The 26,945-nt window shown below is 52.3% G+C and carries 19 protein-coding genes; 12 read left to right on the top strand and 7 right to left on the bottom strand.

The window, feature by feature from the left end; all coding sequences use genetic code 11:
* Positions 1–18 precede the first annotated feature (18 nt).
* The gene (locus ACTZWV_RS17715) at positions 19–1,371 is read right to left on the bottom strand and encodes a glycosyl hydrolase family 8 (protein ID WP_444787813.1); all 1,353 of its coding nucleotides are present in this window, start codon (positions 1,369–1,371) and stop codon (positions 19–21) included.
* 170 nt (positions 1,372–1,541) lie between these two features.
* On the opposite strand from ACTZWV_RS17715, the gene ACTZWV_RS17710 reads away from it, so the two are divergent.
* The 8 genes from ACTZWV_RS17710 to ACTZWV_RS17675 all read left to right on the top strand — a co-directional run bounded on the left by ACTZWV_RS17710 (position 1,542) and on the right by ACTZWV_RS17675 (position 8,788).
* The gene (locus tag ACTZWV_RS17710) at positions 1,542–2,987 is read left to right on the top strand and encodes a sugar porter family MFS transporter (RefSeq protein ID WP_444787812.1); all 1,446 of its coding nucleotides are present in this window, start codon (positions 1,542–1,544) and stop codon (positions 2,985–2,987) included.
* Positions 2,988–3,076: 89 nt separating this feature from the next.
* On the top strand, positions 3,077–4,204 hold the full coding sequence (locus tag ACTZWV_RS17705) for a glycoside hydrolase family 43 protein (RefSeq protein ID WP_444787811.1): 1,128 nt from the start codon (positions 3,077–3,079) through the stop codon (positions 4,202–4,204).
* Between the two features lie 207 nt (positions 4,205–4,411).
* Entirely contained in the window at positions 4,412–5,257 is an 846-nt protein-coding gene (locus ACTZWV_RS17700) for an alpha/beta hydrolase (protein ID WP_444787810.1), read from the top strand.
* Positions 5,258–5,371: 114 nt separating this feature from the next.
* The gene (locus ACTZWV_RS17695; RefSeq protein WP_444787809.1) at positions 5,372–7,036 is read left to right on the top strand and encodes an isovaleryl-CoA dehydrogenase; all 1,665 of its coding nucleotides are present in this window, start codon (positions 5,372–5,374) and stop codon (positions 7,034–7,036) included.
* An 86-nt stretch (positions 7,037–7,122) separates the two neighbouring features.
* Complete coding sequence (locus ACTZWV_RS17690; protein WP_444787808.1) at positions 7,123–7,386, top strand: type II toxin-antitoxin system ParD family antitoxin; 264 nt, start codon at positions 7,123–7,125, stop codon at positions 7,384–7,386.
* Positions 7,367–7,669, top strand: a complete 303-nt coding sequence (locus tag ACTZWV_RS17685) for a type II toxin-antitoxin system RelE/ParE family toxin (RefSeq protein WP_444787807.1) — start codon at positions 7,367–7,369, stop codon at positions 7,667–7,669. The genes ACTZWV_RS17690 and ACTZWV_RS17685 overlap by 20 nt, the downstream gene beginning before the upstream one ends.
* A gap of 58 nt (positions 7,670–7,727) precedes the next feature.
* Complete coding sequence (locus ACTZWV_RS17680; RefSeq protein ID WP_444787806.1) at positions 7,728–8,276, top strand: hypothetical protein; 549 nt, start codon at positions 7,728–7,730, stop codon at positions 8,274–8,276.
* Positions 8,277–8,362: 86 nt separating this feature from the next.
* Positions 8,363–8,788: a hypothetical protein gene (locus ACTZWV_RS17675; protein WP_444787805.1), complete on the top strand. Its 426-nt coding sequence runs from the start codon at positions 8,363–8,365 to the stop codon at positions 8,786–8,788.
* 172 nt (positions 8,789–8,960) lie between these two features.
* On the opposite strand, the gene xylA is transcribed toward ACTZWV_RS17675, so the two are convergent.
* Both xylA and xylB read right to left on the bottom strand, forming a co-directional pair.
* Entirely contained in the window at positions 8,961–10,280 is a 1,320-nt protein-coding gene (xylA, locus tag ACTZWV_RS17670; RefSeq protein ID WP_444787804.1) for a xylose isomerase, read from the bottom strand.
* A gap of 117 nt (positions 10,281–10,397) precedes the next feature.
* Positions 10,398–11,852, bottom strand: a complete 1,455-nt coding sequence (xylB, locus tag ACTZWV_RS17665; protein ID WP_444787803.1) for a xylulokinase — start codon at positions 11,850–11,852, stop codon at positions 10,398–10,400.
* A 189-nt stretch (positions 11,853–12,041) separates the two neighbouring features.
* Between xylB and ACTZWV_RS17660 the strand changes: the two genes are divergently transcribed.
* The 4 genes from ACTZWV_RS17660 to tal all read left to right on the top strand — a co-directional run bounded on the left by ACTZWV_RS17660 (position 12,042) and on the right by tal (position 18,934).
* Positions 12,042–13,238 (top strand): XylR family transcriptional regulator, encoded by a 1,197-nt coding sequence (locus ACTZWV_RS17660; RefSeq protein WP_444787802.1) that lies wholly within the window; start codon positions 12,042–12,044, stop codon positions 13,236–13,238.
* Positions 13,239–13,393: 155 nt separating this feature from the next.
* Entirely contained in the window at positions 13,394–15,121 is a 1,728-nt protein-coding gene (locus tag ACTZWV_RS17655) for a glycoside hydrolase family 43 protein (protein ID WP_444787801.1), read from the top strand.
* The gene (locus tag ACTZWV_RS17650; protein ID WP_444787800.1) at positions 15,118–17,967 is read left to right on the top strand and encodes a glycosyl hydrolase 115 family protein; all 2,850 of its coding nucleotides are present in this window, start codon (positions 15,118–15,120) and stop codon (positions 17,965–17,967) included. The genes ACTZWV_RS17655 and ACTZWV_RS17650 overlap by 4 nt, the downstream gene beginning before the upstream one ends.
* 28 nt (positions 17,968–17,995) lie before the next feature.
* A complete protein-coding gene (gene tal / locus ACTZWV_RS17645; protein WP_444787799.1) occupies positions 17,996–18,934 on the top strand; it encodes a transaldolase in 939 nt (312 codons plus the stop codon).
* On the opposite strand, the gene ACTZWV_RS17640 is transcribed toward tal, so the two are convergent.
* From ACTZWV_RS17640 to ACTZWV_RS17625, 4 genes are all read right to left on the bottom strand, one after another.
* Positions 18,921–19,907: an LLM class flavin-dependent oxidoreductase gene (locus tag ACTZWV_RS17640; RefSeq protein WP_444787798.1), complete on the bottom strand. Its 987-nt coding sequence runs from the start codon at positions 19,905–19,907 to the stop codon at positions 18,921–18,923. The two genes, tal and ACTZWV_RS17640, sit on opposite strands and share 14 nt — an antisense overlap.
* Before the next feature lie 206 nt (positions 19,908–20,113).
* Positions 20,114–21,709, bottom strand: coding sequence for a glycoside hydrolase family 32 protein (locus ACTZWV_RS17635; RefSeq protein ID WP_444787797.1), 1,596 nt, complete (start codon positions 21,707–21,709; stop codon positions 20,114–20,116).
* A gap of 57 nt (positions 21,710–21,766) precedes the next feature.
* The gene (locus ACTZWV_RS17630) at positions 21,767–23,488 is read right to left on the bottom strand and encodes a RagB/SusD family nutrient uptake outer membrane protein (RefSeq protein WP_444787796.1); all 1,722 of its coding nucleotides are present in this window, start codon (positions 23,486–23,488) and stop codon (positions 21,767–21,769) included.
* A gap of 26 nt (positions 23,489–23,514) precedes the next feature.
* Positions 23,515–26,475 carry a SusC/RagA family TonB-linked outer membrane protein gene (locus ACTZWV_RS17625; protein WP_444787795.1) on the bottom strand — a complete coding sequence of 987 codons (2,961 nt, stop codon included), beginning with the start codon at positions 26,473–26,475 and terminating at the stop codon, positions 23,515–23,517.
* Positions 26,476–26,945: the final 470 nt, after the last annotated feature.

Raw genomic sequence — 26,945 nt, 5'->3', positions numbered from 1 at the left:
TGTTGGTAATTGTTGTTTTTATTCTGTTTGTTCTGCCGGTAGCCAGGCCTGAAAGCGGCCGCTGACATGCAACAACCCCAGCATATACAACATGCCGTCGTAATAACGGTACCGGCCGGTCGGTACAGGTTGCTGCCACAGCGCCCGAACAAAATCTACCGAGCGCGGCTGGCTGGCGGCTAAGCTTGCTACCGCATTCATCGCTACGATTCCTGCAGTTGGGCCTGCCAATTGATTAGTATCGAGTTTTTTACCATCCAGGCTATATTGGCCGCCATAGTTGTTTAAGCCTTCGCTGGCAAAAAACGCCTGCAGCCGGTCACTAAGCTCAACCGCTCTGGCATCCGCGCGCCACCAACTCCAGTCTACCGACCAATTCATCGCCGTACGCCAGGCATCAAAGCGAAAATCAGCCGACTCCGGCCGCCACGGTGCAGCCCAGGGGCTGCCATCAAAATTGCCATAGTCCGGCGTCAGGCCGGTTTTGGGGTGCGCTGCTTTGCTGAAATAGTCGCGGCTAACCCGGGCGGCTTTTTGCCAAAACGGCCGGTCGGCCTCTGGCCCCATGCGGGCCCAGACTTGATAAAACGCCGGTAAGTGGTAGGAGGCATCGGTATGGTCGGCATTAGCCAGATCCGGGGTAAAACGCACCATGGCGTAGTCCGGATGAAACAAATTAGTGCCGGTTTGGCTGCCGCGCTTGGTGACACCGGTGATCAGTTTACGATGGCGCATCTGCGTCAGTAACTGATCAGCCTGCGCTTTATACTGATAAATACCGTCGCCTTCGCCCCAACGCACGGCTGCAAAATACAACGCCGTGGCAAAGTATTCCTCACCGTCCGGCGCCGGCATTTCATCCAGCGCTACACCGTCGGTAGCTACCGACCAAGCAAAATAACCATAAGCCGGATGCGCCGGATCGGCCTGATACATATGGCTTAGCGCCCAATTCCACAGCGCATTAAATTCGGCCTGTTTATTCAGTTGCACGGCGATCATCATGCCGTATGACATACCCTCAGAGCGCACATCGTTGTTGTTAACATCGAGAATATACGCCTTGCTGCCGGCACTGTTGCTACCGGCGGGAAAATACAGCGCTTCGGTTGCCGGGTCGCCGTAAAACAGCTGCTCAAAGGCCGCGCTGATTTTGGCGTCAATCGCTTGCTCACTGTAACCAAGCTGCGCCAACAGGTTAGGGTATCGCCCGCTCACAGCACTGCCGGCTGCCGGCGGCTGCGCCATGCTGGTCGCAGTGTCGGCCAAGGTGCCGGGCCGGGCCGCACAACCGGGCAACGCCGCCAATACCAGCAGCAACCAGGCGCAACGCATAGTGCATAACAACAGCGGCTGTAAATTTGGTGTCATTGTTCGCCTTGCCTGGTTAATATTTCGACTGAAACTTACCATACAATGCCCGGCAGCTCCGTGGCTTAATGAAATGTACTGAAAGAATTATGTTTTTTAACAAGCAGACTGCTTTGCAAGCAATTAGACTTTATGCTGCAAGCTGACATCCACCGAGCGGAGTAACTATTTTGCAGCATACCAGCACCAGCCCGGCCCTTGCAGGCACGCCAGCCAGCCTGAGCGAAACCGCAGATAATAAAGCCTTTATTTTATTTATTACCGTAGTGGCAACCTTAGGCGGTTTTTTATTCGGCTATGACAGCGGCGTAATTAACGGCACCGTAGATGGCCTGCAACAAGCATTTAATTCGCAAAGTGCCGGCACCGGCTTTAATGTCGCCAGCATGTTACTCGGCTGTGCGGTAGGCGCCTTTTTTGCCGGCCGGCTGGCCGATATCAGTGGCCGGCGCACCTTGCTACAGGTAGCGGCGGTGTTTTTTGTTATCAGCGCCTGGGGCTCGGGCGTGGCAGACAACTCAGTGGAATTTGTGTTTTACCGTATTCTCGGTGGCCTGGCGGTTGGGGCAGCGTCGGTAATGGCACCGGCCTATATTTCCGAAGTGGCGCCGGCACGCTATCGTGGCATGCTGACCACAGTGCAGCAAATTGCCATTATCTGTGGTTTGTTTATGGCCTTTATCAGCAATTATCTGTTGGCAAAATTCGCCGGCGCGTCCACCGCCGTGCTGTGGCTGGATTTTGCCGCCTGGCGCTGGATGTTCTGGATGGAGCTGTTACCGGCGCTGCTGTTTTTACTGATGCTGCTGTTTATTCCGGAAAGCCCGCGCTTTTTAGTACTCAGAGGTAAAACGGCGTTAGCGAAAACGGTATTAACGCGGCTGTATGGCGACAGCGCGGCAACGCGTAAATTAACCGAGATCCAGCAATCGCTGGAGGGCAATCATCAACCACAGCTGCGCGATTTAATCGACAACAACAGCGGCAAATTGCGCCGTATTGTCTGGGTTGGCATTGGCCTGGCAACCTTTCAGCAGTTAGTCGGCATTAATGTGGTGTTTTATTACGGCGCTGTGTTGTGGCAGGCGGTGGGCTTTTCCGAGTCGGATGCCTTGCTAATCAACGTGATCAGCGGTGGCCTGAGTATTGCCGCCTGCGTAATCACGCTGATGGTGATCGATAAAATTGGCCGCAAGCCACTGCTGAAATGGGGCTCGGTTGGTATGGCCATTACGCTGGCACTGATGGTACTGGCCTTTGCCAACGCCGAGCAAGATGCCAATGGCCGCCTGCTGCTGGGCGACTGGGGTATAGTGGCGCTGATCAGTGCCAATGCCTATGTGTTCTTCTTTAATATGTCCTGGGGCCCGGTAATGTGGGTAATGCTGGGCGAGATGTTCCCCAATCAAATTCGTGGCTCCGGCCTGGCGGTAAGTGGTTTGGCGCAATGGAGCAGTAATTTCCTTATTACCATGACCTTTCCGCTGTTGCTAAGCGGCGTAGGTTTAGCCGGGGCTTACGGTTTGTATACGCTGGGCGCATTCTGTTCGATATTCTTTGTCGCGAAAATGGTGCATGAAACCAAAGGCACCGAGCTGGAAGATATGCAGGGCTAAGCCGGCGCAGCCGTTTGTGGCGCATATTCGTTATCAGATAGAAAAGGGCAAAATGCGCGGCTGCAACAGATAAACAGGAACCCATGCTCATGTTTGAAAAAATCTGTGCGCTGCTATTTTGCCTGCTGTCATTACCGGTATTATTTACCTGTAGCGCAGAACCAGCTGCCATTTCCACAACGGGTATCACCGCCTCGCAGGCCCCGCCATCAAGCTTTGATAACCCTATTATTAAGTACGACACGGCAGACCCGACCAACCAGGTTGGTGACATCATATACACCGCCGATCCTGCCGTGATGGTTATCGACGATACGGTCTACCTGTATAGCACGCACGACGAGCAGGCTTTAGAGGTGAATGATTACCGCATGTACGATTATCGGCTGTGGACCAGCAGCGATATGCTCAGCTGGCAAAATAAAGGCGCAGTGCTGCGCTACTCTGATTTTGCCTGGGCCCGCGGCAATGAAAAAACCGGCAACGCCTACGCCCATCATGTAATACAGCGCAAAGATGCGTCGGGTAAAGCACAGTACTTTTTTTTTGCTGCAGTTGAAGGCGGCCAAACCGGCGGCGAATTTGGTTTTGCCATCGGCGTAGCGGTATCAGATAGCCCGGCCGGGCCTTTTACAGACCCCCGCGGTATGCCGATGATTTTGCTCGAAGATACCGCAAAGTATAAAGACCACAGCTGGCGCAATATTGACCCGGCGGTATTTATTGACAATGACGGCCGCGCTTATCTTTACTGGGGCAACAAGCAGCTATGGTGGGTAGAGCTGGACAGCAATTTAATTCACTTAAAAGGCGAAAGCTTCACGCTGAATGCCGCCGGCCACATGCAAAACCGCGATGTCAGTAAGGTGCAAATCCACACTGTAGATAGCCTGCCAAACTTTGAAGAAGCGCCTTATGTATCAAAACATAACGGCATTTATTATTTGCTGTATGCCGCCGGGTTTCCGGAAAGTATCGCCTACGCCACCAGCAGCTCCGCCACCGGCCCCTGGCAGTACCGCGGCATAATCATGCCACCTTTACCCGGCACCACCACCATCCACCCGGCGCTGTTTGATTTTAACGGCCACACCTACCTCGCCTACCACAACGCCGACCTGCCCGGCGGCGGCAATTACAGAAGGTCAGTCGCTATAGACAGGGTGTATTTTAACGCCGATGGCAGCATTAAACCCATTGTCAGAACAGCGAAGTGATAGACGCCAGGCAACACTTGCCCGTTAGAGAATGCTCAGTTAGAGAATAGCCAGATAAAGGATACCGTTGGTATGAAAATGACTAAAAACCGGCTCGGTGAGCCTTGCTGTAACCGTTTGGGTGTAAGGCTTGAGTTGTGCAACATAGTTGTATTGATAGCTGTGTGTTTCTTTGCAACACAAGCGCTGGCTCAGCCGGACGATAGCATGACGGTGATTGCAGCTCCCGGCCAGGTTGGTGCTGTCGACCTTGGTACCGGACCACTGCCCGGTGCCCGGCAGCAGGAAGCCTGGCATTCGCAGTATGGCAGCCGGTTTGTGCGTAATGTCACTGTGGCTACGCTTACGCCCTTTTTACCTGATCCGGCAAACGCCGGTGGCGCGGCGGTAATCGTGGCACCCGGCGGAGGCTTTCGCACACTGTCAATGGAAAACGAAGGCTGGAATGTTGCCCGGGCGCTTGCCAGTCAAGGCATTGCCGCCTTTGTGCTGAAGTATCGTTTAAACCAGACACCCTCAGAGATGGCGGCATTTAAACGCGCAATGGACGAGATGTTCTCTAACACCGGGCGCAGAGCGCCGTTACTTGAGCCAGAGCAGATGAAAATGCAGCTTGCGATACAGCTTGAAGACTCCCGTGCAGCATTATCCTTGATTCGGCGCAGGGCCGCTGAGTGGAAAATCGACCCGGATCGTATTGGTATGCTGGGTTTCTCGGCCGGTGCCATGTTAACGATGGCCACTGCACTCGTCGGCGAGGATGCTAAACCGGCCTTTATTGGCAATATTTATGGCCCGATCACATCAGTAACGGTGCCGGCCGATGCACCGCCTTTATTTGTCGCGCTTGCGGCAGACGATCCCTTCTTTGCCAGCAGTAAGTTTGGCCTGATCGAGAGCTGGCAGGCGGCGAAGAAACCAGTGGAGCTTCACTTTTATGAGCAGGGCGGTCACGGCTTTGGCATGTACCCGAAACAGACAACCAGTACCGGTTGGTTTAATGCCTTCGTCAGCTGGTTAAAGATGCACGGTATGCTTGAGCATAAAACGTAATGGCAAAGGGGTCTGCATGCAGGCGGCACCGGGCGCTAAGCACTGAGTTAGCCGGCAAACTTGAGTTCTGTTCCGCGCCATGCTTCACTGCTGTAACAGCAGCAGGAGGCGCGGATGTCAAATCACACCCCATCAGCAGCAAATCGTTACAGTGCGCAGGCCGAAACCCATCAGGTACTTAACCAGCCATCATCGTTAACACCGTTTAACAGCTGGCTTAGCGACAGCACCTTGCAGTACTGGAGCAGCCGTTTTAGCGCAGCGCACAGCGCCGATCTGGCCAGCTATGGCAGTTTATGTGGCGGTGCGCTCAGCGAGGCCGGTTTTCTTGCCAATCAATACCCGCCCGAATTTCACAGCCATGACCGCTTTGGTAACCGCATTGACGAGGTGCGCTTTCATCCGGCTTATCATCAGCTGATGCAGGCAGCGATAACCTTTGGCCTGCCCTCAGCGCCCTGGGTTAAACCGGGCAAAGGCGCCCAGGTCGCCCGCGCCGCTATGGTGTATCAGCATATGCAGGCCGATGCCGGTTCCGGCTGCCCGCTAACCATGACCTACGCCGCCGTACCGGTACTTAAGCAAGCGCCCAAAGGCGCGGCCGACTGGCTGGGCAAAGTATTAACCGCCGAGTACGACCCGGCGAACAAACCGTACTTTGCCAAAGCCGGCCTGACTATCGGCATGGCGATGACGGAAAAACAGGGTGGCTCGGATGTGCGCGCCAATACTACGCAGGCAGAGCGGCTAAACGATGATGAATACGAGCTGGTGGGGCATAAATGGTTTTGCTCGGCGCCGATGTGCGATGGCTTTTTAACGCTGGCGCAAACCGATGCCGGCTTAAGCTGCTTTTTGTTACCGCGTTGGCGGCCGGATGGCAGCAAAAACCAGTTTTATATTCAGCGCTTAAAACACAAACTGGGTAACTGCTCTAATGCCTCATCCGAAGTGGAGTTTCGCGGTGCCTTTGCCTGGCGCATTGGCGAGGAAGGCCGCGGTGTGCGCACCATTATTGATATGGTGGCACTCACCCGTTTTGACTGCATGCTCGGCTCGGCCGGGCTAATGCGCGCCGCTTTAGCACAAGCGCTGCATCACACCGCCGGGCGCACCGCTTTTGGCCAAAAACTGCAGCAGCATGCGCTGATGCAAAATGTACTGGCCGACCTTACGCTCGACAGTGAAGCGGCGCTGGCACTGAGTTTACGGGTAGCCTACGCGCTGGATAACCAGGATGTGGTTAGCGAGCAGCACTTTGTCCGCCTGGCCACGGCTATTGGTAAATACTGGATATGCAAACGCACGCCGCAGTTTTGCTATGAAGCGATGGAATGCCTGGGCGGCGTCGGTTATGTTGAAGAAAATATCCTGCCCAGGCTATACCGCGAAGCACCGGTTAACGCTATCTGGGAAGGCTCGGGCAATATTCAGTGTCTGGACGTACTGCGCGCCATGCAAAAAGAACCAGCGGCCTTAGAAGCCTGCCTTAGCGAACTGCAAACCGTAACCGGGCGCAACAGCGGGTACGACGCCGCCTTTTCCCGGCTGCAGCAAGCACTGCAGGATACATCCACGCTGGAATATCGCGCCCGCAGCATAGTCGATCAATTAGCACTGCTGTTACAGGCCAGTGTGTTGCTGCAATATGGCGAAGCCATGGCAGCAGAAGCCTTTATCCGCGCCCGGCTGATACCGGGCATCTGCAGTAACTACGGCACCCTGCCAGCGGATATTGATTGCATAGCGTTAATGGCCAGAGCGCAGCCGAAGGTATGATGAGAGTAAAAATACAGATTACCGCAGTTGGTTGTAACATGCGCTATACTGCACCAGTAGTATGATTATTGGTGAGGAAGTGAATTATGACCGTTGTCCGAAAAACAATTACCTTAACCGAGCAGCAAGGCGAATGGGTAAAAACGCGCATTGCCAGCGGCGATTTCACCAATGACAGTGAATATTTCCGCGATTTAATCCGCCGTGATCAAGCCCGCAACGCCCAGCTTGAGGCAGTACGCGCAGCACTGATTGAAGGTGAGCAAAGCGGCATAAGCCCGCGTTCCGCTGATGATATTTTGCAAGCCGCAAGAGCAAGGCTGAAAGCCGATGGCACGATACCGGCTTAGCCATAGCGCAGATCAGGATTTTTTCGACATCTATATCTACGGAGCGCAGACTTTCGGGGTTAAGCAAGCTGAAGCCTATACTGCGGCTATGCAAGTACGTTTTCAGGACATTGCTGATGCGCCCCATTTATATCAGGCTGTCGATAGTATCAGGCCGGGGTATCGCCGCAGCGTGTACGGCGTTCATGCAATTTATTACCGCCAAGACGGTGCAGATGTGCTGATTGTTCGTATTTTACGAGCACAGAATCTACTCGCAGCGCTTACGGAAGATATTAGCTAGCCCAGCCTTATCCCGGGCATCGGGTCTTACCTTTAAACAAACTAGCAAAAGGAATGGCATGCATAAATTTTTAATATTATTCTTAGTTGTCATGACTAATTATGCTCACGCAACTCAACAGATTGAAGAAACATTTATCATTGATGGCGACTCATTTGGTCTAGATATGGGACCAGGAGATGTAAGCCCCCTTGACTCACTATATACCTTTGAAGAAATTCACCAAATGCTGGAATCACAAGGTTGGTGTTCTGCAAATTGGCGAGGTTATAAAGGTACTTGGGAAGTTAAAAATAACCAATTGTTTTTAACTTCACTAGTTAAAGAAGCCTGCTCTGAAAATCCTCCATTAGTTGACCCCGTTCTGTTCTTCGGTGAAAAAGCTTATCCACTAAAAGCAACATGGTTTAGTGGAAATATAAAAGTCCGGCTATCCCATGACACATATAAATATTGTAAAACTGACGACAACAAAGAAAAAATGATCGGCTATGAATATGAAGCTATGGTATATGAATTCTCTAATGGCGACTTTATTTATAATTCAAATCAATTAGTTAAAGAAATATGGGAGCACGCTCTGGCAAGTTGCTCAACGGAACGTTAACAAAGCGTTGGCCATCGGGAAACATCAGGGTAAACGGATCAGCTCAAAATAAAATGGATGCCCCCGGAGTTTCTAAAAATTATCATATGAAAGATTTTGATAAAATTGAAAAGCTACTATACGGGATAAACTATGCAGTTTCGTTCCATCTGTATGGTCTTGGAGATTGCGATTCAGCCTTAGAACAGATACTGCAAGAACAAATCTCTAAAGACTGCAAGGTATCTGGTGTTGTGGCATCTTCACCAGAGCAGGCCAGACATGAAATCATGGACATGGTTCTTTATGAGGGAAGTACTAGCGCCGGGCCGATTGATCTCAAGTCAAAAAAGAATGAGATAAGTTCATTAATGCAAGATGTTTTCAGCCACATAGCCCTGGATGATGCTGACATGGTAACTGAGTTTGGTCTTGCTGAAGGCCATCCTTCGTATCCTGTATTTTGGGATTTTGCTTTTGATGTTCATTCAAAGGGTAAGCGTTGGATATTAATCGGGTCTGGCAGTGACTAGCCCCAACAAATTAAGGCAGCCGACGCGCGACGCGCAGCTGCTTTGAACGTTATTTTCAAATATCAGATTAAGTACCGACTACTTCAGTTCAAGCCTTACACTCCCTCACCTTTCAGGCATAAAAAAGCCCGGCAAGCCGGGCAACACACAGGACTACGGGAGCTAAAAACCTTTAGCGAAACAGCACCAGGTTAACTTGGTTTTCCAACAGTTCCTGGCGGCCGCTTACCGGTTGTGGATCGAACTGCTCGCGCTGCACCAGCTCGGCCAGGGTTTGTAATGAATGTTCGCCACCCTGAATAGCCTTACCCAACTTGTCACTCCAACCGGCATAGCGTTGTGCTACGGCAGCACCGAGGAAGTCTTTTTCTACCAGCTTGGCTGCCCGCTTTAACGCCATGGCCAGATGATCCATACCGCCGATATGGCCGTGGAACAAATCGTAACGATCTAAGCTTTGGCGGCGCAGTTTGGTATCGAAATTAAAGCCACCGGTAGAGAAACCACCGGCTTTGAGAATTTCGTATATTACCAGGCTTAACTCTTCCACGCTGTTGGGGAACTGGTCGGTGTCCCAGCCGTTTTGCGCGTCGCCGCGGTTGGCGTCTATGCTGCCGAAAATACCCAGCGAAATAGCCGTGGCGATTTCATGATGAAACGAATGGCCGGACAAAGTAGCGTGGTTGGCTTCAATATTCACCCTGAATTCTTTCTCCAGGCCGTATTGCTTCAGGAAGCCATACACAGTGGCGGAGTCGTAATCGTACTGGTGCTTGGTGGGCTCCTGCGGTTTGGGCTCGATTAACAAGGTGCCGTTAAAGCCGATTTTGTGCTTATGCTCCACCACCATTTGCATAAAGCGGCCTAACTGGGCCCGCTCCTGGCGCAGGTCGGTATTGAGCAGGGTTTCATAGCCTTCACGGCCGCCCCACAGTACGTAGTTTTCCCCGCCGAGGCGTTTGGTGGCATTCATCGCGTGAAACACCTGGGTGGCGCCATAGCTGAACACTTGCGGATCCGGGTTAGAGGCGGCGCCGGCGGCATAACGCGGGTTACTGAATAAATTAGCGGTGCCCCATAACAGCTTAACGCCGGTTTCAGCCTGTTTTTGCTCCAGCACATCGACCATGGCGGCAAAGTTATTTACGTACTCTTTAATATTGCTGCCTTCAGGCGCGACATCGATATCATGGAAACAATAGTACGGAATGGTTAACTTGTTGAAAAACTCAAAGGCAACATCGGCCTTGTGCTTAGCCTGCTGCATCGCATCACCGGCTGCCAGCCAGGGCCGGCCAAAAATAGGCTGACCGAATACATCCTGGCCGTTCCAGCAGAAGTTATGCCAGTAACAGGCCGCCATACGCAGATGCTCGGCCATGGTTTTGCCTAATATTTTTTCGCCGGCGTTGTAATGTTTAAATGCCAGCGGGTTAGTGCTGTCCGCACCTTCGTAGGCAATTTTATCAATTTGATCAAAGTACTGAGCCACACTGCTCTCCTGTTTCATGCCAAAGCTACCGGTGTAATGTTGGGCATTGCCGGCAGTTAGCACAATTATGTTTTTTCAAAGCCAGCTTGTGCTTTTCGTCAGTAGCTGTGGCTGTGCTCAGAAATGCGGCGCCAGCGCCTGGTACAAAGCGGTAAATTTGCGGTAACGCACGGCCAGCGCGGCATGGCGCTGGTTGTCCGGCAGATGCCGGCTTACCACTGGTGGCGGCGGGCAGATATCGGCCAGGCTACGCTGTGGCTGTAGTGCTAACTGCGCCAGCCGCGCTGCACCCAGCGCCGGCCCCACCTCGCCGCCTTCACGAAAGGTTAGCGGCAGGTTCAGCACATCGGCCAGCAACTGGCGCCAATACGGGCTGCGGGCACCGCCGCCAATCAGGTTAATCTCTGTCGGTACCGCGCTGCAGGCATGCAGTGCTGCCGCGCCCTGCGCCAGCGCAAAGCTGACGCCTTCCAGCACCGAGTAGGTAAGGGCTTTACGGTCGGTAGTGTGGCTCAAACCAAACCAAACGCCTTTGGCATCGGGGTTGTTGTGTGGTGTGCGTTCACCGGATAAATACGGTAAAAACAGCGGTGCCTGGCTGATATCCACAGCAGCCTGGTCTAATTCGTCCAGCAAGGTTGCCACCGCCACGCCGGCGACGTTATCGGCATACCATTGCAAACAGGCGGCGGCGCTGAGCGTTACCGCCATCAGATGCCAACTGTGCGGCAGTGCATGGCAAAAGCTGTGCACCGCCGACTGCGGATTGGCGACAAAACCGTTGCTAACGGCAAAATACACCCCGGAGGTACCCAACGACAGCATGGCCTGGCCAGGGCTGACAATACCGGCGCCGATAGCCCCGGCCGCATTATCGCCGGCGCCGGCTACCAACGGCACCGCATCCATACCCCAGCGCTGCGCAAACTCTGGCAGTAAAATACCGGTTACCTGGTTGCCTTCGTACAGCTGAGGCATCTGGCTGCGGTTCAAACCACAGGCTTGCAGCAGCTCGTCGCTCCAGTCACGTTTGGCCATATCCAGCCATAAAGTCCCGGCGGCGTCGGACATATCAGAAGCGAAATCGCCGCTTAAACAAAAGCGCAGGTAATCTTTCGGTAGCAGCACTTTGGCGACACGGCTGAACTGCTGCGGTTCATGCTGGCGCAGCCACAGCAGTTTCGGCGCGGTAAAACCCGGCATCGCCAGGTTACCGGTAAGCTGTTGCAGTTGCGGCACTTGTTGCTCCAACTGCTGACACTGCGCAAAAGCGCGGCCGTCGTTCCACAGTATTGCCGGGCGGATAATCTGGTTATTACGGTCCAGTAAAGTAGCACCGTGCATTTGTCCGGTCAGGCCTATGGCTTTTACCGCCTGTAGCGAGCGGCGCTGACACAACTGCGTCATGCAGGCCTGCAAGCCAAGCCACCACTGCTGCGGATCTTGTTCCGACCACAGCGGATAAGGCCGGCTTAGCTGCAATTCTGCGCTGGCGCTGTCGATCACTTTGCCATTGTCGTCCAGCATTATCACCTTAATGCCGGAGGTGCCTAAATCTATGCCTATATACATATTCTGCCTGTGTTTGCTATGAGCCTGAGTGGCTTAATCTTTGGTGAGCGGGGCGCACTGAGCAATTACGAAAATTCATAATTCCGTGCCGAATTATGTTTTCCGGTTTGCCTTAAATGCAGGCCGGTCTAAGATTAAACCCGCTTGATCAAAAAAATAAAAAAAAGATAAAACATAAAGGACGGGGATATGTTCAAGGCTAAACACAGCATTACGTTATTATTTAACGCAAATAAGGTGTATGACCGCCAGGTAATAGAAGGTATAGGCCATTATTTGCAATCATCCAAGGTGGATTGGGACCTGTATCTGGAAGAAGACTTCCTCTGCCGGTTAGAACATATCCACGAATGGGGCGGCGATGGCATTATTGCCGACTTCGATGATATGAATATCCAGCGCGCGCTGGCAGGCTCGGACAAACCGTTGGTTGGGGTTGGCGGCTCGTACAGTAACCCGGCCGATTACCCGGCCGTGCCCTATGTTGCTACAGATAATTACGCCCTGGTGCAGGCTGCTTACGAGCATTTAAAACGCAAAGGTCTCGACCGCTTTGCCTTTTACAGTGTGCCAACCGATGAGCAACACCGCTGGGCACAGGAGCGGGAAAACGCGATACGTAAACTGACAGCGCAGGATGGTTACGATTGCCAGATTTATCAGGGCCACTGCACGCGGCCGGAAACCTGGCAATATGCGATGAACCGGCTGACCGACTGGATCCAAAGCCTGCCCAAACCTATCGGCATTATTGCCGTTACCGACTCGCGCGCGCGCCATTTGCTGCAGGCCTGTGAGCATATCGGTATTGTGGTGCCGGACAACATTGCCATTATCGGTATAGATGACGATGATATCGCCCGTTTTCTCAGCCGTATCAGCTTAAGTTCGGTAACCCAGGGCTGCTTTGAAATGGGTTATAAGGCGGCCAAGCTGCTGCATACTCAGCTGAATAATATCGATGTTGGCCAAAAGCGTCTGCTGGTGCCGCCGGTTGGTGTGGCCTCGCGCCAATCTACCGACTTTAAAGCCCTGCGTGACCCTTATGTGATCCAAGCGATGAACTATATTCGCCGCAATGCTACCCGCGGCGCCAAGGTGGAACAGGTGACCGATTTTGTCGGCATCTCGCGCTCGAATCTGGAGCAGCGGTTTCGCTCTGAGCGCGGCCATTCTATCCATACCGAGTTACATAACCAAAAGCTGACTAAAGCCTGCAAGATGCTGAAAGAAACGCAGGCCAACCCGACCGAAATTGCCAAAATATGCGGTTATCCGTCGCTGCAATATATGTATGCCGTGTTTCAGCGTCATTTTGGCCAAACTCCGAAAGAATACCGCTGCGCCCGCAGTGAAAGCGTAAACCGCATGGCGGTGAACGACTAAGCCGCGCCATGCGCAAAAAACGCACAGTGCAGATGTATTTTCATAACAACAAGGCCATTGATGAATATGGCCTTTTTCCTTTTAATGTCACTACCTTTTAGCTGCCGGGCCGCTTTTACTACCAAGCCGGGCGCTGACCACAGGAGTGACATCAGATGACAAACAACTATCAGGCGCTGCTATTAACGCTGGGGCTGATGCTTTGCCTCAGCGCTTGTCAGCCGGCCGGCAATGCCCCGCACACCACTGCTGCCGGGCCGGCGGCCAGCACAGCACCGGCGGCAACAGCACAGTTTAACTGGTTTGATTATCAGGGCCGTGATGCGGTTTTTGCAGCGCCATTACCTGCGGGAAGCTATCAAAACCCGGTGGCCGCCGGCTTTTTCCCCGACCCCAGCATTACGCGCAGCGGCGATGACTATTATATGGTGGCATCATCTTTTACCTATACGCCGGGCTTGCCGATATTACACAGCCGCGATTTAGTGAACTGGCGCTTGCTCAGTTATGCGCTAACGCGGCCTTCGCAACTGGATATGGCCGGCCTGCAGGTGTCGCGCGGTATTTTTGCGCCAACGTTGCGCTATCATGACGGCACTTACTATCTGATCACTACCGTAGTAGACAGAGGCGGCAATTTTATTCTGACCGCCAGCGACCCGGCCGGCCCCTGGTCAGACCCAATCTGGCTGCCGGAAGTGCAGGGTATAGACCCGGATATTTTCTTTGATGACGATGGCAAGGTGTATATTGCCCACAATGGCGACCCCGTCGAATCACTGTACGAAGGTCATAAGGCCATCTGGTTGTGGCAGTACGACCCGCACAGCCAGAAAATCGTGCCGGATTCACAGCGGCTGTTGGTCAATGGCGGGGTGGACTTAAGCACCAAGCCGATCTGGATTGAAGCGCCGCATTTATATAAACATGACGGCTGGTACTATTTGCTGTGTGCAGAGGGCGGCACTGCCGATCAGCATTCGGCGGTGATTTTTCGTAGCCGCAGCCTGGATGAGCCTTTTGTGCCCTACAGCGGTAACCCGATTTTAACCCAGCGCGACCTGGCCGCGGACCGGCCTGCCCCTATTACTACCGCCGGCCATGCCGATTTTGTGCAACTGCCTGACGGCAGCTGGTGGGCGGTGTTTCTGGCCAGCCGCGCTTATCAGCAGCGCTACTACAATACCGGCCGCGAAACCTTTTTACTGCCGGTAAGCTGGCAAGATGGTTGGCCGCATATTTTACCGGCCGGCCAGAGCATTCCGTACCGCCCGGCTGCACCGGCGCTGCAAGCCGCACCGGTAGCAGAGCCGTTAACCGGCAACTTTAGCTGGCGTGATGAGTTTGACAGCACAAGATTAAATTTACACTGGAACAGCCTGCGTCAATTTGACCAAAGCTGGCTTAGCCTGGATGGCCAACAGCTTAGCTTACAGGCTAAAGCCGAAGGCCTGGACAGCCTGGCGCAACCGGCGTTTATTGCCAGGCGCCAGCAGCATATGCATTTTGATGCCAGCACCAGCCTGACACTGCCGCAAGGCACAGTATCCGCGGGTATAGTGGCGTTTCAAAACGAGCAGTATCACTACTATTTCGGCGTGCGCAGCAACGCCGCCGGCACAGAACTGTTTTTAGAGCAGGCCAACGGCGGCAAAGCTGCACAAATTGCCGGGCTGCAGCTGCCAGGCACTGCGGCAGACATCCGCTTAAAAATCAGCGGTGATGCCGGCGAAATCGCCTTTTACTATGCCCTGCCTGACCAAGACTGGTTGCCGCTGACTGGGCCGCAAGACGCTATGCTGCTAAGTACGCAAGTGGCTGCGGGTTTTGTCGGCACTATGCTGGGGTTACACAGCCGGCTGGAAGCTGAGGCAAGCCAATGAGAGTGCTTGTGCTGTTAGCGGTGCTGTTGCTAAGCCACACTGCCGCTGCCCTACCGGGCAATTATCTGGCGGCAACACCCGGCAAAGATGACTTTGCTTTGGTTGGCAGCAACAGCCAGGCGCTGATCCAGCTAAGTAATAACGATCATAAGGGTTTGCTGCGGGCAGTAAGCAGCCTGCAAGCTGATATACAAGCAGTGAGTGGCAAGCAGCTGAGCGTCAGCCACAGCACGGCGGGCGCAGCGCAGATGCTGATTATCGGCAGTTTGGGCAATAACCCGCTGCTGGACCAACTGATTGCTGCGGGCAAGCTGGATCTCAGCGCCATTAAGGGTAAGTGGGACGCCTATCAGATCCAGCTGATACAGCAGCCGCTGCCCGGCGTACAACAAGCCCTGGTGATCGCCGGCAGCGACAAGCGCGGCGCTATTTACGGCGTGTACGACCTGGCCGAAACTATCGGTGTATCGCCCTGGCATTGGTGGGCCGATGTGCCACTGCCACAGCGGCAGCAGCTGTATATTAAAGCCGGCACCCTGGTAACCGATGCACCCAAAGTAAAGTATCGCGGCATTTTTCTTAACGACGAATATCCGGCGCTAACCAACTGGGTAACAGAAAAATACGGCGGCTATAACAGCAAGTTTTATCTGCGGGTGTTTGAACTGTTGCAACGCTTAAAAGCCAATTTTCTCTGGCCGGCGATGTGGAACAATGCCTTTGCCGATGATGACTGGCAAAATGCCGTGCTGGCCGATGAAATGGGTATAGTGATGAGCAACAGCCACCACGAACCTATGCTGCGCGCCGATAAAGAATGGAACCGTTACGGCGAAGGCCCGTGGCAATACTCCACCAACCGCGACAATATCTATAAGTTCTGGCAACAAGGTGCACAGCGGCATAAACAGCTGGAGAGCATTTTTACCCTCGGCATGCGCGGGCAGGAAGATGAGCCGATGAGCGAAGGCGACAATATTGAACTGCTGCAGCAAATTGTTGCCGATCAACGGCAGATTCTGCGCGAAACTTTCAACGACAGGCCGGTAGAAACCGTGCCCCAGGTATGGGCACTGTATAAAGAAGTGCAGGGCTTTTATGAGCGCGGCATGCGGGTGCCGGACGATGTTACCCTGCTATGGGCCGACGACAACTTTGGTAATATCCGCCGCCTGCCTGCAGCCAGCGAGCGTAACCGCGCCGGCGGTGCCGGGGTGTACTACCACTTTGACTATGTGGGTGCGCCGCGCTCTTACCGCTGGATTAATACCGTACCGTTGGCGAAAATTTGGCAGCAAATGCAGCTGGCGTGGCAGTATCAGGCCGACCGCATCTGGATAGTTAACGTCGGCGATTTAAAACCAATGGAGTTTCCCATCGATTTCTTCCTGCGCATGGCGTGGAACCCCGCCGCCTTTAACGCGGCTAACTTGCAGCAATTTGCCACCGACTGGGCCAGCCAGCAGTTTGGACCACAGCATGCCGGCGCTATTGCCGACCTGCTGCAGGGCTACACGCGGCATAACGGCCGGCGTAAACCCGAAGCAGTTGAGCCCGATACCTACAGTATTTTTCATTATGGCGAAGCTCAGCGCATCAGCACAGAGCTGGCGCAACTGGTGGAAAAATCTGACCGCGTGCAGCAGCAATTAACCAGCGCGCAGCAGGATGCCTATATCCAGTTGGTGGCACATCCGCTAAAAGCCAGCCGCGCCGTGTTCGAGCTTAACCGCGCGGTGGCGATGAACCATCTGCACGGCGACCAGGGCCGTGCCAGCAGCAATTATTGGGCAGAGCAGGTACAGTTCTGGTTTGCCGAAGATGCCCGCCTGACTAAGCTGTATCACAGCCTCGGCGATGGCCGCTGGAACCATATGATGTCGCAGCCGCATATCGGCTTTACCTATTGGCGCAACCCGCCGGCCAATTTAATGCCGGTGGTCTCCATAGCGCAGCCAATGGCCGTTGCCGATATGGGCGTAGCAGCAGAAGGCTCAGCATTGTCCTGGCCGATCAGTGAGTACCGCGGCAAGCAGCTCATGCTGGACACCTTTTACCCAAACGGCCAACCACAGCGGCAAATTGAAGTCTTTAATAAAGGCACAGAGCCGTTTGACTTCAGCGCTAAGGCCTCAGCGGAGTGGATACAACTAAGCCACAGCAGCGGCCAAATTACCGTTGAGCAAAACATTGCCGTATCCATTGATTGGAGCAAAACCCAAACCGGGCTAAACCAGGCCGAAGTGCATATTCAGGGCACCGGTTGGGGCGGCGCCAAGGTACAGGTAACGGCAGTAAAACCGCCAACGACACCACAAGGCGGCTTTGTGGAAGCCGATGGTTATATTGCCGTAGAAGCCGCCAGCGCCAAGGTGGTAGCTAACAGCGCCAACGCCTGGTGGCAGAAAGTTCCGGGCCTTGGCCGTAACCAGGCGGCAATGGCGGCGATGACAAAGTTAGATTATCAGCTCAGCGATCTAAGCCGGGCGCCTTATCTGGAGTATCCGCTGTATTTTCACAGCAGCGGCGATTTTACCTTGCACAGCATAGTGGCGCCGACGCTGCAGTTAATACCGGGCCGCCAGTTACGTTTTGCCGTGACATTAAATGACGGCCCGCCGCAGTTTATCAACACCCTGCCCGATAACAGCGAGCAAGCCTGGCAGCAGGCAGTGCTGAACGGAGTGCGTACAATAAAAACCCCACTGCAGGTAACCAGGCCCGGCGCGCAGCGCTTGCGTATTTATTTACTGGACCCGGCGGTGGTGATCGAAAAACTGCTGATTGATACCGGTGGTTTACAACCCAGTTACCTTGGGCCGCCGCAAAGCCAGCGCTTACCCTAACAACGCCTTTTAGTAACAGGAACCTGCAATGAACCAACTTGAGCAACTACGCCAGATGACAGTAGTGGTAGCCGACAGCGGCGATATCGACGCCATCCGCCGGCTGCAACCGATAGATGCCACCACTAACCCGTCGCTGATTTTACAAGCCGGCATGCAAGCGCAATACCGCCCGTTGCTTAATGCTGCGCTGCAGCAACACCGCAACGACCTTAACGCCGCCTGCGAGCAAGTTACGGTAAATTTTGGCGTCGAAATTCTGCGCCATATCCCGGGCCGGGTATCAACCGAAATAGACGCCCATCTGTCTTTTGATACCAGCGCCAGCGTCGACAGTGCGCTGCGGATTATTCAGCGCTATCAACAGGCGGGGGTCGGGCCCGAGCGGGTGCTGATTAAACTGGCCGCCACCTGGCAAGGCATACAGGCCGCGGCGCAGTTAGAAAAGCAGGGCATTCACTGTAACCTGACACTGTTGTTTAGTCTGGCTCAGGCCAAAGCCTGTGCCGATGCCGGCGTAACGCTGATTTCGCCCTTTGTCGGCCGTATTCTGGACTGGTACAAGCATAACCAGCCAACGCAGGACTTTTCCGGCGATAATGATCCCGGGGTGCAATCGGTGCAGCGCATTTATCAGTACTATAAACAACATGGCATCAACACTGTGGTCATGGGCGCCAGCTTTCGCAACGTAGAGCAAATCCGCCGGCTGGCCGGTTGTGATCTGCTCACCATAGCACCCAACCTGCTGCAAGAATTAGCCGCCACCGAGGCACCGTTAGCAGCAGCGCTGCAGATGCCGCAGCAGCAGGCTACGGCAGCCGCAAAACCGCTAAGCGCAGCGGAATTTTTATGGCAACTGAACGAAGACGCGATGGCAACAGAAAAACTGGCCGAAGGTATCCGTAAATTCGCCGTCGATCAGCGTAAATTGGCGCAATTGCTTAGCAGCTTTAACGGCGAATAAGCTCTGCGGCTATCCGATAGCTATGTTGCCGCGCGGCAGGGTCGTGCATCATGCTGGTCAGCATCAGCTCGTCGGGGTTATGTTTGGCAATAAAATCCTTAATGCCTTGCTGCACCGCAGCGGCATCGCCCACCACAGAACAGGCTAGAGCTGTCTGTACATAGGCTTTTTCATGTGGCTGCCAGATAGCGTCCATACTATCCACCGGCGCCGGCAGTAAGCCAGGGGTACCGCGCGCGAGGTTAACAAACTGCTGTTGCAGCGAGCTAAACAGCCGTTTGGCTTCAGTTGCGGTGTCTGCGGCAAACACATTCAGCGCCAGCATCAGATAAGGTTTATCTAACTGCGCTGATGGCTTAAATTGCTGACGATATAAAGCGGCGGCCTGCTGCATCATGCCCGGTGCAAAATGAGAGGCAAAGGCATAGGGCAGCCCCAACTGCGCCGCTAATTGCGCGCCATACAGGCTTGAGCCTAATATCCATAACGGCACATGCAGCCCTTGCCCCGGCACGGCCTGCACTAACTGATCCGGCCTGGCGGCAGCAAAATACTGCTGCAACTCGGCGATGTCGGCCGGAAACTGCGCTTCAGTTTCCACTTTATGCCGCCGTAAAGCCCGTGCTGTGGCCTGATCACTGCCCGGTGCGCGGCCTAAGCCTAAGTCAATGCGGTTAGGGTACAAGGTTGCCAAAGTGCCGAATTGTTCGGCGATAACCAGCGGCGAGTGGTTTGGCAGCATAATGCCACCGGCACCTAAGCGGATGCGCGAGGTAGCGGAGGCTAAATGGCTGATTAATAACGACGTAGCAGCGCTGGCAATGCCCGGCATATTGTGGTGCTCGGCCAGCCAGTAACGGTGATAACCTAACTGGTCTGCCAGTTGCGCCAGGGCTTTGCTGGCGGCAAAGCTGTCGGCAACGCTGCTGCCGGCCGACACCGGGGCTAAATCTAAAATGGATAAAGGGATCATCAGCTCTCCGCTATGCTGTAAAAATGCCAATTACATACCAAGTGGTATGAAACTATACAGGCAATGGGGTTCAGCCGCAGCGGTTTCAAGGGTTAGGCAAGCAGCAATAAAAAAGCCTCTGATTTTAGAGGCTTTTCCGACAAATTAGAGAGGCTTTACGCGTTAGAAAAACGACCAGCCGCTAACCGGCAACCAACTCTGTATGGCTATTTCTGCCAGATTGACCCCAATTGCGCTATAGAGAGCTGCTGAATGTTAACAGCACTGTCAGTACTTAGTTTAAGCTGACTATAGGGTGCCTCAGGAAATACCACACTGGTCATCACCGTGCGGCCATTGTCGGCAAACACTTCTATAGAAGAAGTATCCAGAAATATCTCTAACTGCACGACGCCAGCTTTAATATCTAATGGCGCCCGCTGCACAGAGGCAAAACCGCTTTCAAAGTCGGCAATGCCTGCTTTAGTTCTGTCTAAAATCAACTGTCCCGCTACGGCGTCTATTTTTAGTTTCAGGCTGTGCTTGGCATTTTCAAATGACAGCTCGACCAGCTTGGACTGCTGCAAATCCAGCTCAAGCTTGATATGCTCACCCAACTCTGCTGATTTGGTTAGCTTAACTAATTCAACGGCTTGACCGCCTTTTACCCTGCTATTGCGTACAACTTTAGTATCCGTTGCCAGCGACGACAGGCTGGCTACCGGTTGCGAGCTAACTATATAGCTATTGCCCCGCTTTTCTAATTCCAGCTGCCGGGCAATAGTCATAGCACTGCGCCAACGTTGGGTCGGTACTTTATTGGCATATTGCCAGTTACTCATCCAACCAATAAACAGATGCCGGCCATCTTGTTGCGGCACATCAGACCAGGTTACACCGGCATAGTTGTCAGTGCCATAATCCAGCCAAACTGCTGCTTGTTTTGAAGGCGAACTTTGTTCCGCGGCCATAAGCTGTTGGTTAAATGCCGGGTCAAGTTTAAAGGTTTTACCATCAAAGTCGCCGACAAAGTATTGTGTGGCCGAGCCGCCATTCGGGCCACCCGGGTTAATACTGACCAGTAACACATACTTTTCTTCGTCACTGCCATTAACCCGCATCTTAATCAAATCAGGGCACTCCCATACACCACCGTGCGCACCAATGCCCTGGCCAAAATCGCCGCTATGTTGCCAGTTTTTTAAATCCGTTGACGTGTAGAAACTGATTTTATCTTTTACTGCAAGTGACATCACCCAGCGCTCAGAATCCTCGTGCCAGCTCACTTTAGGGTCGCGAAAATCCCTGATACCCGGGCTTTTCAACACCGGATTAGCGTCGTACTTAGTCCAGCTGCGGCCGTTATCTAAGCTGTATGCAATACCCTGCGACTGGAAGGTGTCTGAACCGAAGTTCTCCTGTAAATGATCATGATAAGTGTAAATTGCCACCATAGCCGGCTTGTCTTTGCTACCAAAACCAGAGGTATTGTTCCGGTCTACCACTGCACTGCCTGAAAAGATGGTGCCATGTTGATCCGGATATAACGCTATGGGTTGCTGCTCCCAGTGCACTAAATCTTTACTGATCGCATGGCCCCAGTGCATAGGCCCCCAGATATTACTGTACGGGTTATACTGATAAAACAGGTGGTATTCACCGTCTAAATACACCATACCATTGGGGTCATTCATCCATTGCTGCTCCGGGCTGAAATGGAATTGCGGCCGGTGTGGTTCCTGATATAAATCCTCTACCGCCAGGGCATTGGGTGCCATAGTGCTACTCACTGCTAAGCATAAAGCTAAAACTGTTTTTCTCATTTTACTGTATTCCTTTTTAACAGACGGCAGCATCTGAATTCAGCTGCTGCCATGCAATTAATAGCCGGGTAGTTGCTTATACAAACCACCACTTAAATTGATTTGTTGCTGCGGGATCGGCAGATACTCGTCGCGCCCGGCGGTAAACAAGGCTTCCTGTAAATAAGGCTTACGGGTGCGTTCAACTTCAAGGTAAGTATCTAATGTCTGTTTTGCTACGCCCCAGCGCACCAGGTCAAAGAAACGGTGTCCTTCCAGGCCAAGTTCTAACCGTCGCTCCATCCGCAGGGCTTGGCGGGCTTGCTCTTGTGACGTAAATGCAGTGTAAAGTCCGACATTGTAGATACTGGCATTATTTAGCATGGCTGTGCTGTTCATAGCCCGGCTGCGTAAGCGGTTGATGATTTGTAAGGCTTCATCCAGACGATTTAATTCGATCAGCGCTTCTGCTTTCCACAGCAACACATCGGCAAAACGGATCAACACCGTATTCATCGAAAACACCGGGAAGGGCCCGTTTTGCATACGACATTCACAATCCGGATGCTCCAGTTCTTTCATTGAGATGAAATTGCCGTAAACCGCCGGCGCCCGTGCCCAGGCATTACCATTTTCAATCATCAGCTCGCTGTCATATTTAAACGGCTTACCTTGCATGGCAACAGTGTGATCTAACCTTGGGTCAACCGCGTCCTGTGCCAGTACATAATTGTTGCTGTTAAAGCTGTCAAACTGTGGTAAGCCCTGAGCGTCGGTTTTAAAGGCGTTAACGAAATTCTCTGTCGGCACATGAAAACCACAGCAGCCAAAGCCGCCCTGCAAAGGCGCATTTAATGCTGTTGGCCAGGAACCACGGCCATCCGGCGAACCGTCATTGCGTGAGCGCTGGATCGCAAACACCGACTCTTTGCTGTTTTCAAAACGGTGCAGAAAGTTTTGGCCGAAGTCATCCTGCAAACCATAGACACCAGCGTCTTCAATATCATCCACCAGATCGACCACCGTTTGTAGTTTCTCCGCATCAATGTTAACGACCTGATGCAGATCATTTTGCTGATATGCCTGATACAACTTCGTTTTCGCCAGATAGGCTTTGGCACTTAACTGATTGGCCCGGCCGATTTCACTCTGGGCAACCGGTAAATTGTCGGCGGCAAACTGGAAATCTGCGGCGATTTTGTCCCACAATTGCTGATCGGTTAAATCAAAATTTGTCAGTGCTTTAATCTGCTCTGATGACATGGTTTCATCAACATAAGGAATATGTTTGTGGTGTATCTTCAGATCGAAATAAAAGAAAGCGCGTAAAAACCTCAGCTCAGCCTCACGAATAGTCTTTTTCGCAAACTGCGCCTCTGTGGTATTCGCCAGCGCCTTTAAAGCGGTATTAGCTCTTGAGATGGCGGTGTAATTTCTTACCCATTTTTTATTGTTCAGATCGACAAAATCCGGTGGATAAGACTCCATATCCGCAATAATCGACGTATACATCGACAGCGCATGGTAGGCAAATATATCGCCGGGTCCATTGCCGCCTTTATGGGCATCACCGGCCCGCAGGTTACCGGTTGGCCAGAGAAAGTTTGGCGCAGTATAGTGATCATTGCCAAGGTAAGCGTAGGTGGCCGTCACCAGCCCGTCTATATTGCCACCGTTGGTAATTTGCTCTTCCGTTAAGGTGCCTTTCGGTGATTGCTCAAGATCGCCGCCACACCCCGCCACTGCCAGCAGTACAGTACCGGCAACTATCATTACACCTGCTTTTAGTTTGTTATACATAATTCATGTCCTATTTAAGCATCAACTCAGAATGTCATCGACAGACCTAAGGTCACGGTTCTTGGAATGGGGAATACACTGTTCGGCGCCTCAGGATCCTGACTTAAAGTGCCGCTTGGCGTTATCGTCAGTAAGTTCTGTGCACTTAAGTAAACCCTTGCATCAAGAATTGCCGGGTCGATGTTGTATGCGATAGAAAGATTGCGCAGCTTCAGGTATGAACCATCCTCCCAGTAAAAACTGGACTCTCTGGCTTCATTGTTGTTATCCAGTAAGGTTAATGCCGGCACATTGCTGCCGGTATTATCCGGGGTCCAGGCATTCAGTGTCCTGTCACCATAGTTAGAGCCGATATTCAGTGAGGTGAAATCAGTAAACAAGCGCCAGCTGTTACGGACACTGCCGCCTTTCACACCTTGCCAGAACATATTGAAGTCCCAACGGCCGTAGGTCAGCGTGAAATTCAGGCCGTAGATAAAATCCGGATCGGTATTGGTAAAGAAGTCCTGATCCTGATCGTTAATGACACCATCACCATTGAGGTCAACATAACGTATCCGGCCAGGGGCCGCACCTGGCTGGCTGGCATGAGCGGCAACTTCTTCCGCACTTTGGAACAGGCCATCGGTAACATAACCAAATACCGAATTTACCGACTTGCCCAGAATGGTTTTATCCCGGCCATTCCCGCCAAAAGAGTTCACCACCGAGTCAGGCAGCGCAATGACCTTGTTTTTTGCGGTTGAAATATTGCCGGTAATATCGAACGTAAAGTTGCCCAGGCTGGCCACAGTAAACTCATCGGTATAACCCAGCATCAGCTCGATACCGGTGTTTTCTATGGTGCCGCCGTTGACGATCATCTGTGCACCTTCGCCCTCTGTCGCCAGCGGCTGCGTTGTGGTCAGAATATCTTCGGTGCGCTTTCTGAACCAGTCAAAGCTGCCGTATAACGCACTGTCAAAGAAATCAAAATCCACCCCCAGGTTCAGCTGGGTCGATGTTTCCCACTTTAAATCCGGGTTACCGGAACTGACTTTGGCAAAACCAGACGGTAGATTGCCCTGATCACTGCCGGTTAAATCGTATGCGGTACCTTCATCCTGTTCATTGGTAAACAGTGACTGTGTGGCGTAACGTGACTGAAAGATGGATGAGGTCGCCCGGGTATTAATTTCCTGGTTACCATTTTGTCCCCAACTGGCTCTGAATTTCAGCTGGTTCATCGCATCAAACTTAAAGAAATCCTCATCCGAAATACGCCAGCCTACCGACGCTGCAGGGAAATTACCCCACTGATTATTCTGACCAAAACGGGATGAACCATCGCGGCGCAATGTAAAAGATGCCAGATATTTTCGATCATAGTCATAATCGAGTTTGGTAAAGTAGGATTTCAGCGTCCAGCCATCAGCAAAGCCATTGGCCGTAATGCCGCTGGTTGCCTGCTCTAAAAAAGCATAGTCACGGTCTTGCGACGCAAAGCCGGAACCGGTGGCACTAAAAGATTCGCTCTCAAACTCAACCGTTTCATTGCCCACCAACAGGGTAAACATATGGTCATAGTTCAGTAAGTATTTGTATTCTGCGGTATTTGACCAGACAATAGTTTTGTTCCAGTCGTCTGTCACAGTAAGGCGGTCATTAAAATTCAGGCTGCCGGCCTGAAACGCTTTGGTGAAATTACGAAACTTAAAATTGCCATAACTCAGGCCATAATTAGTGCGCAGCGTTAAATCATCCAGCGGCAGATATTCCACATAAACATTGCCAAGCACCTTGTTAAATCTGTTGGTGTTGTCTTTGTTCATTTCCAACAGCCGTACCGGATTATCACGGTCGGTGATACCGGCAGTTGGCCCGCCCCAGCCAGTGCCATCTTCAGTGCGGATCGGTACAATAGACTGTTGCTCAATCGCCAGGCCAAGAATGCCGCCAGCCAGGTCGTTGACCAGATTCTGCTTTTGATCAGTCAGGGTAAGGTTTTCACCCACCCGCACTTTGCCGTCAAATAGCTCAACATGTGAATTAACACGGCCACTGATGCGGGTAAATTCAGAGCTTTTTACCACACCGTTGCGATCAAGATACCCCAATGAGGCGTACACCGCTGAAGTATCACTGGCGCTGGAATAAGACAGGTTTAAATCTTTTGACGTAGAACGCCGGGTCACTTCATCAAACCAGTCGGTATCGGCGGGGCGCATGGTTTGCGCACTGTCAATGTAAGTGTTCAGCATGACATTATTAAGCTGCGGATTATCGTAGTCACCGTTCCAGTCGTATTGATACAGCGGGCTGACATTATTCGGGTTAGCCCTGTCGTTAACGGCTGCGCGCCAGACAACTTCAGCACGTTGCCTGGTGTTTAGCGGATTAAGGTCATACTCGAAGTCTTCCGTTGAGGTATTTAATTTCACTTCAAACTTTGAATCACCGCGGCCTTTTTTGGTGGTGATAATAATGACGCCATTCGCTGCCCGCGCCCCGTAAATACTTGCGCTGGCGGCATCACGCAATACAACAAGTGAGTCAATATCGTTACTGTTAATCTCGTGCAAACCGGAGTTCATTGGCACACCGTCTACCACGTATAACGGGTCGTTATATCCCAGAGGTCCAAGCCCCTGGCCGCGGATTTTTACCTGCGCGGTCGAATTCGGATTACCGTTGGTCAGGATCTGTACGCCTGGCACCCGCCCCTGCAAATTCTGCATAATATTGGCTGAGGACAAATCTTTCACATCGGCGATGTTTACATCCACGGCGGCACCGGTAATATCTTCCTGCCGCGTACTGCTATAGCCAACAACCACTATGGTTTCGACTTCTTTCTCTTTTTTCTCCAGAGCGCGCTGTTGCGCTTCAGACTCTTGTTGCTGAACTACCAACTCATCAGGCACCGGATCCTGCTGCACCTGCGCTGCCAGTCCTGCACTTTGCAAGGCACAACACAGTGCACTAAACGCAAAAACTTTCTTTTTCATACATCCCCCGTCTCGTTTTATTTTCTTCAGAGACAGCATCACTGTATCGGGCCAGACGACATCAGTTCTGCCTGGCCGCAAGGTTTGCTGTTATGAAGAAATGATTTCTATTAATTATTATCTTTTGGAAGTCTGTTCCGGCTGTATTGGCCCTTTGCAGTACTAGCTCAGAGCCGTTTTTGCATGCCTGTTTGGAAACCGTCAATTTTCCTGTTTTACATGTTGCTCATTATTCGACCATCCATGCACCAATATACAACACAGTTTTAGTTAATCAAGTTTGACCAGTTCAGAAAAATGCGATAATTGAAATAACATCAATAAAACGCCTTTAGAAATCTCTTTATTTTTATTTAAAAACATAAAGTTATGTAAATACCCACAAACAGAGACAACAAAAATAAAAAATAACATTGATTTAGTTATAAAGCTAAAACAGAATAGGTGACATATAATAGAAAGCATGCTAA

It is taken from the genome of Rheinheimera sp. NSM, assembly GCF_052380015.1.
In the GTDB taxonomy this organism is placed as follows: Bacteria; Pseudomonadota; Gammaproteobacteria; order Enterobacterales; family Alteromonadaceae; genus Alishewanella.
The sequence above is the reverse complement of the archived record's forward strand: the minus strand, read 5'-3'. Positions and strand labels throughout refer to the sequence as shown.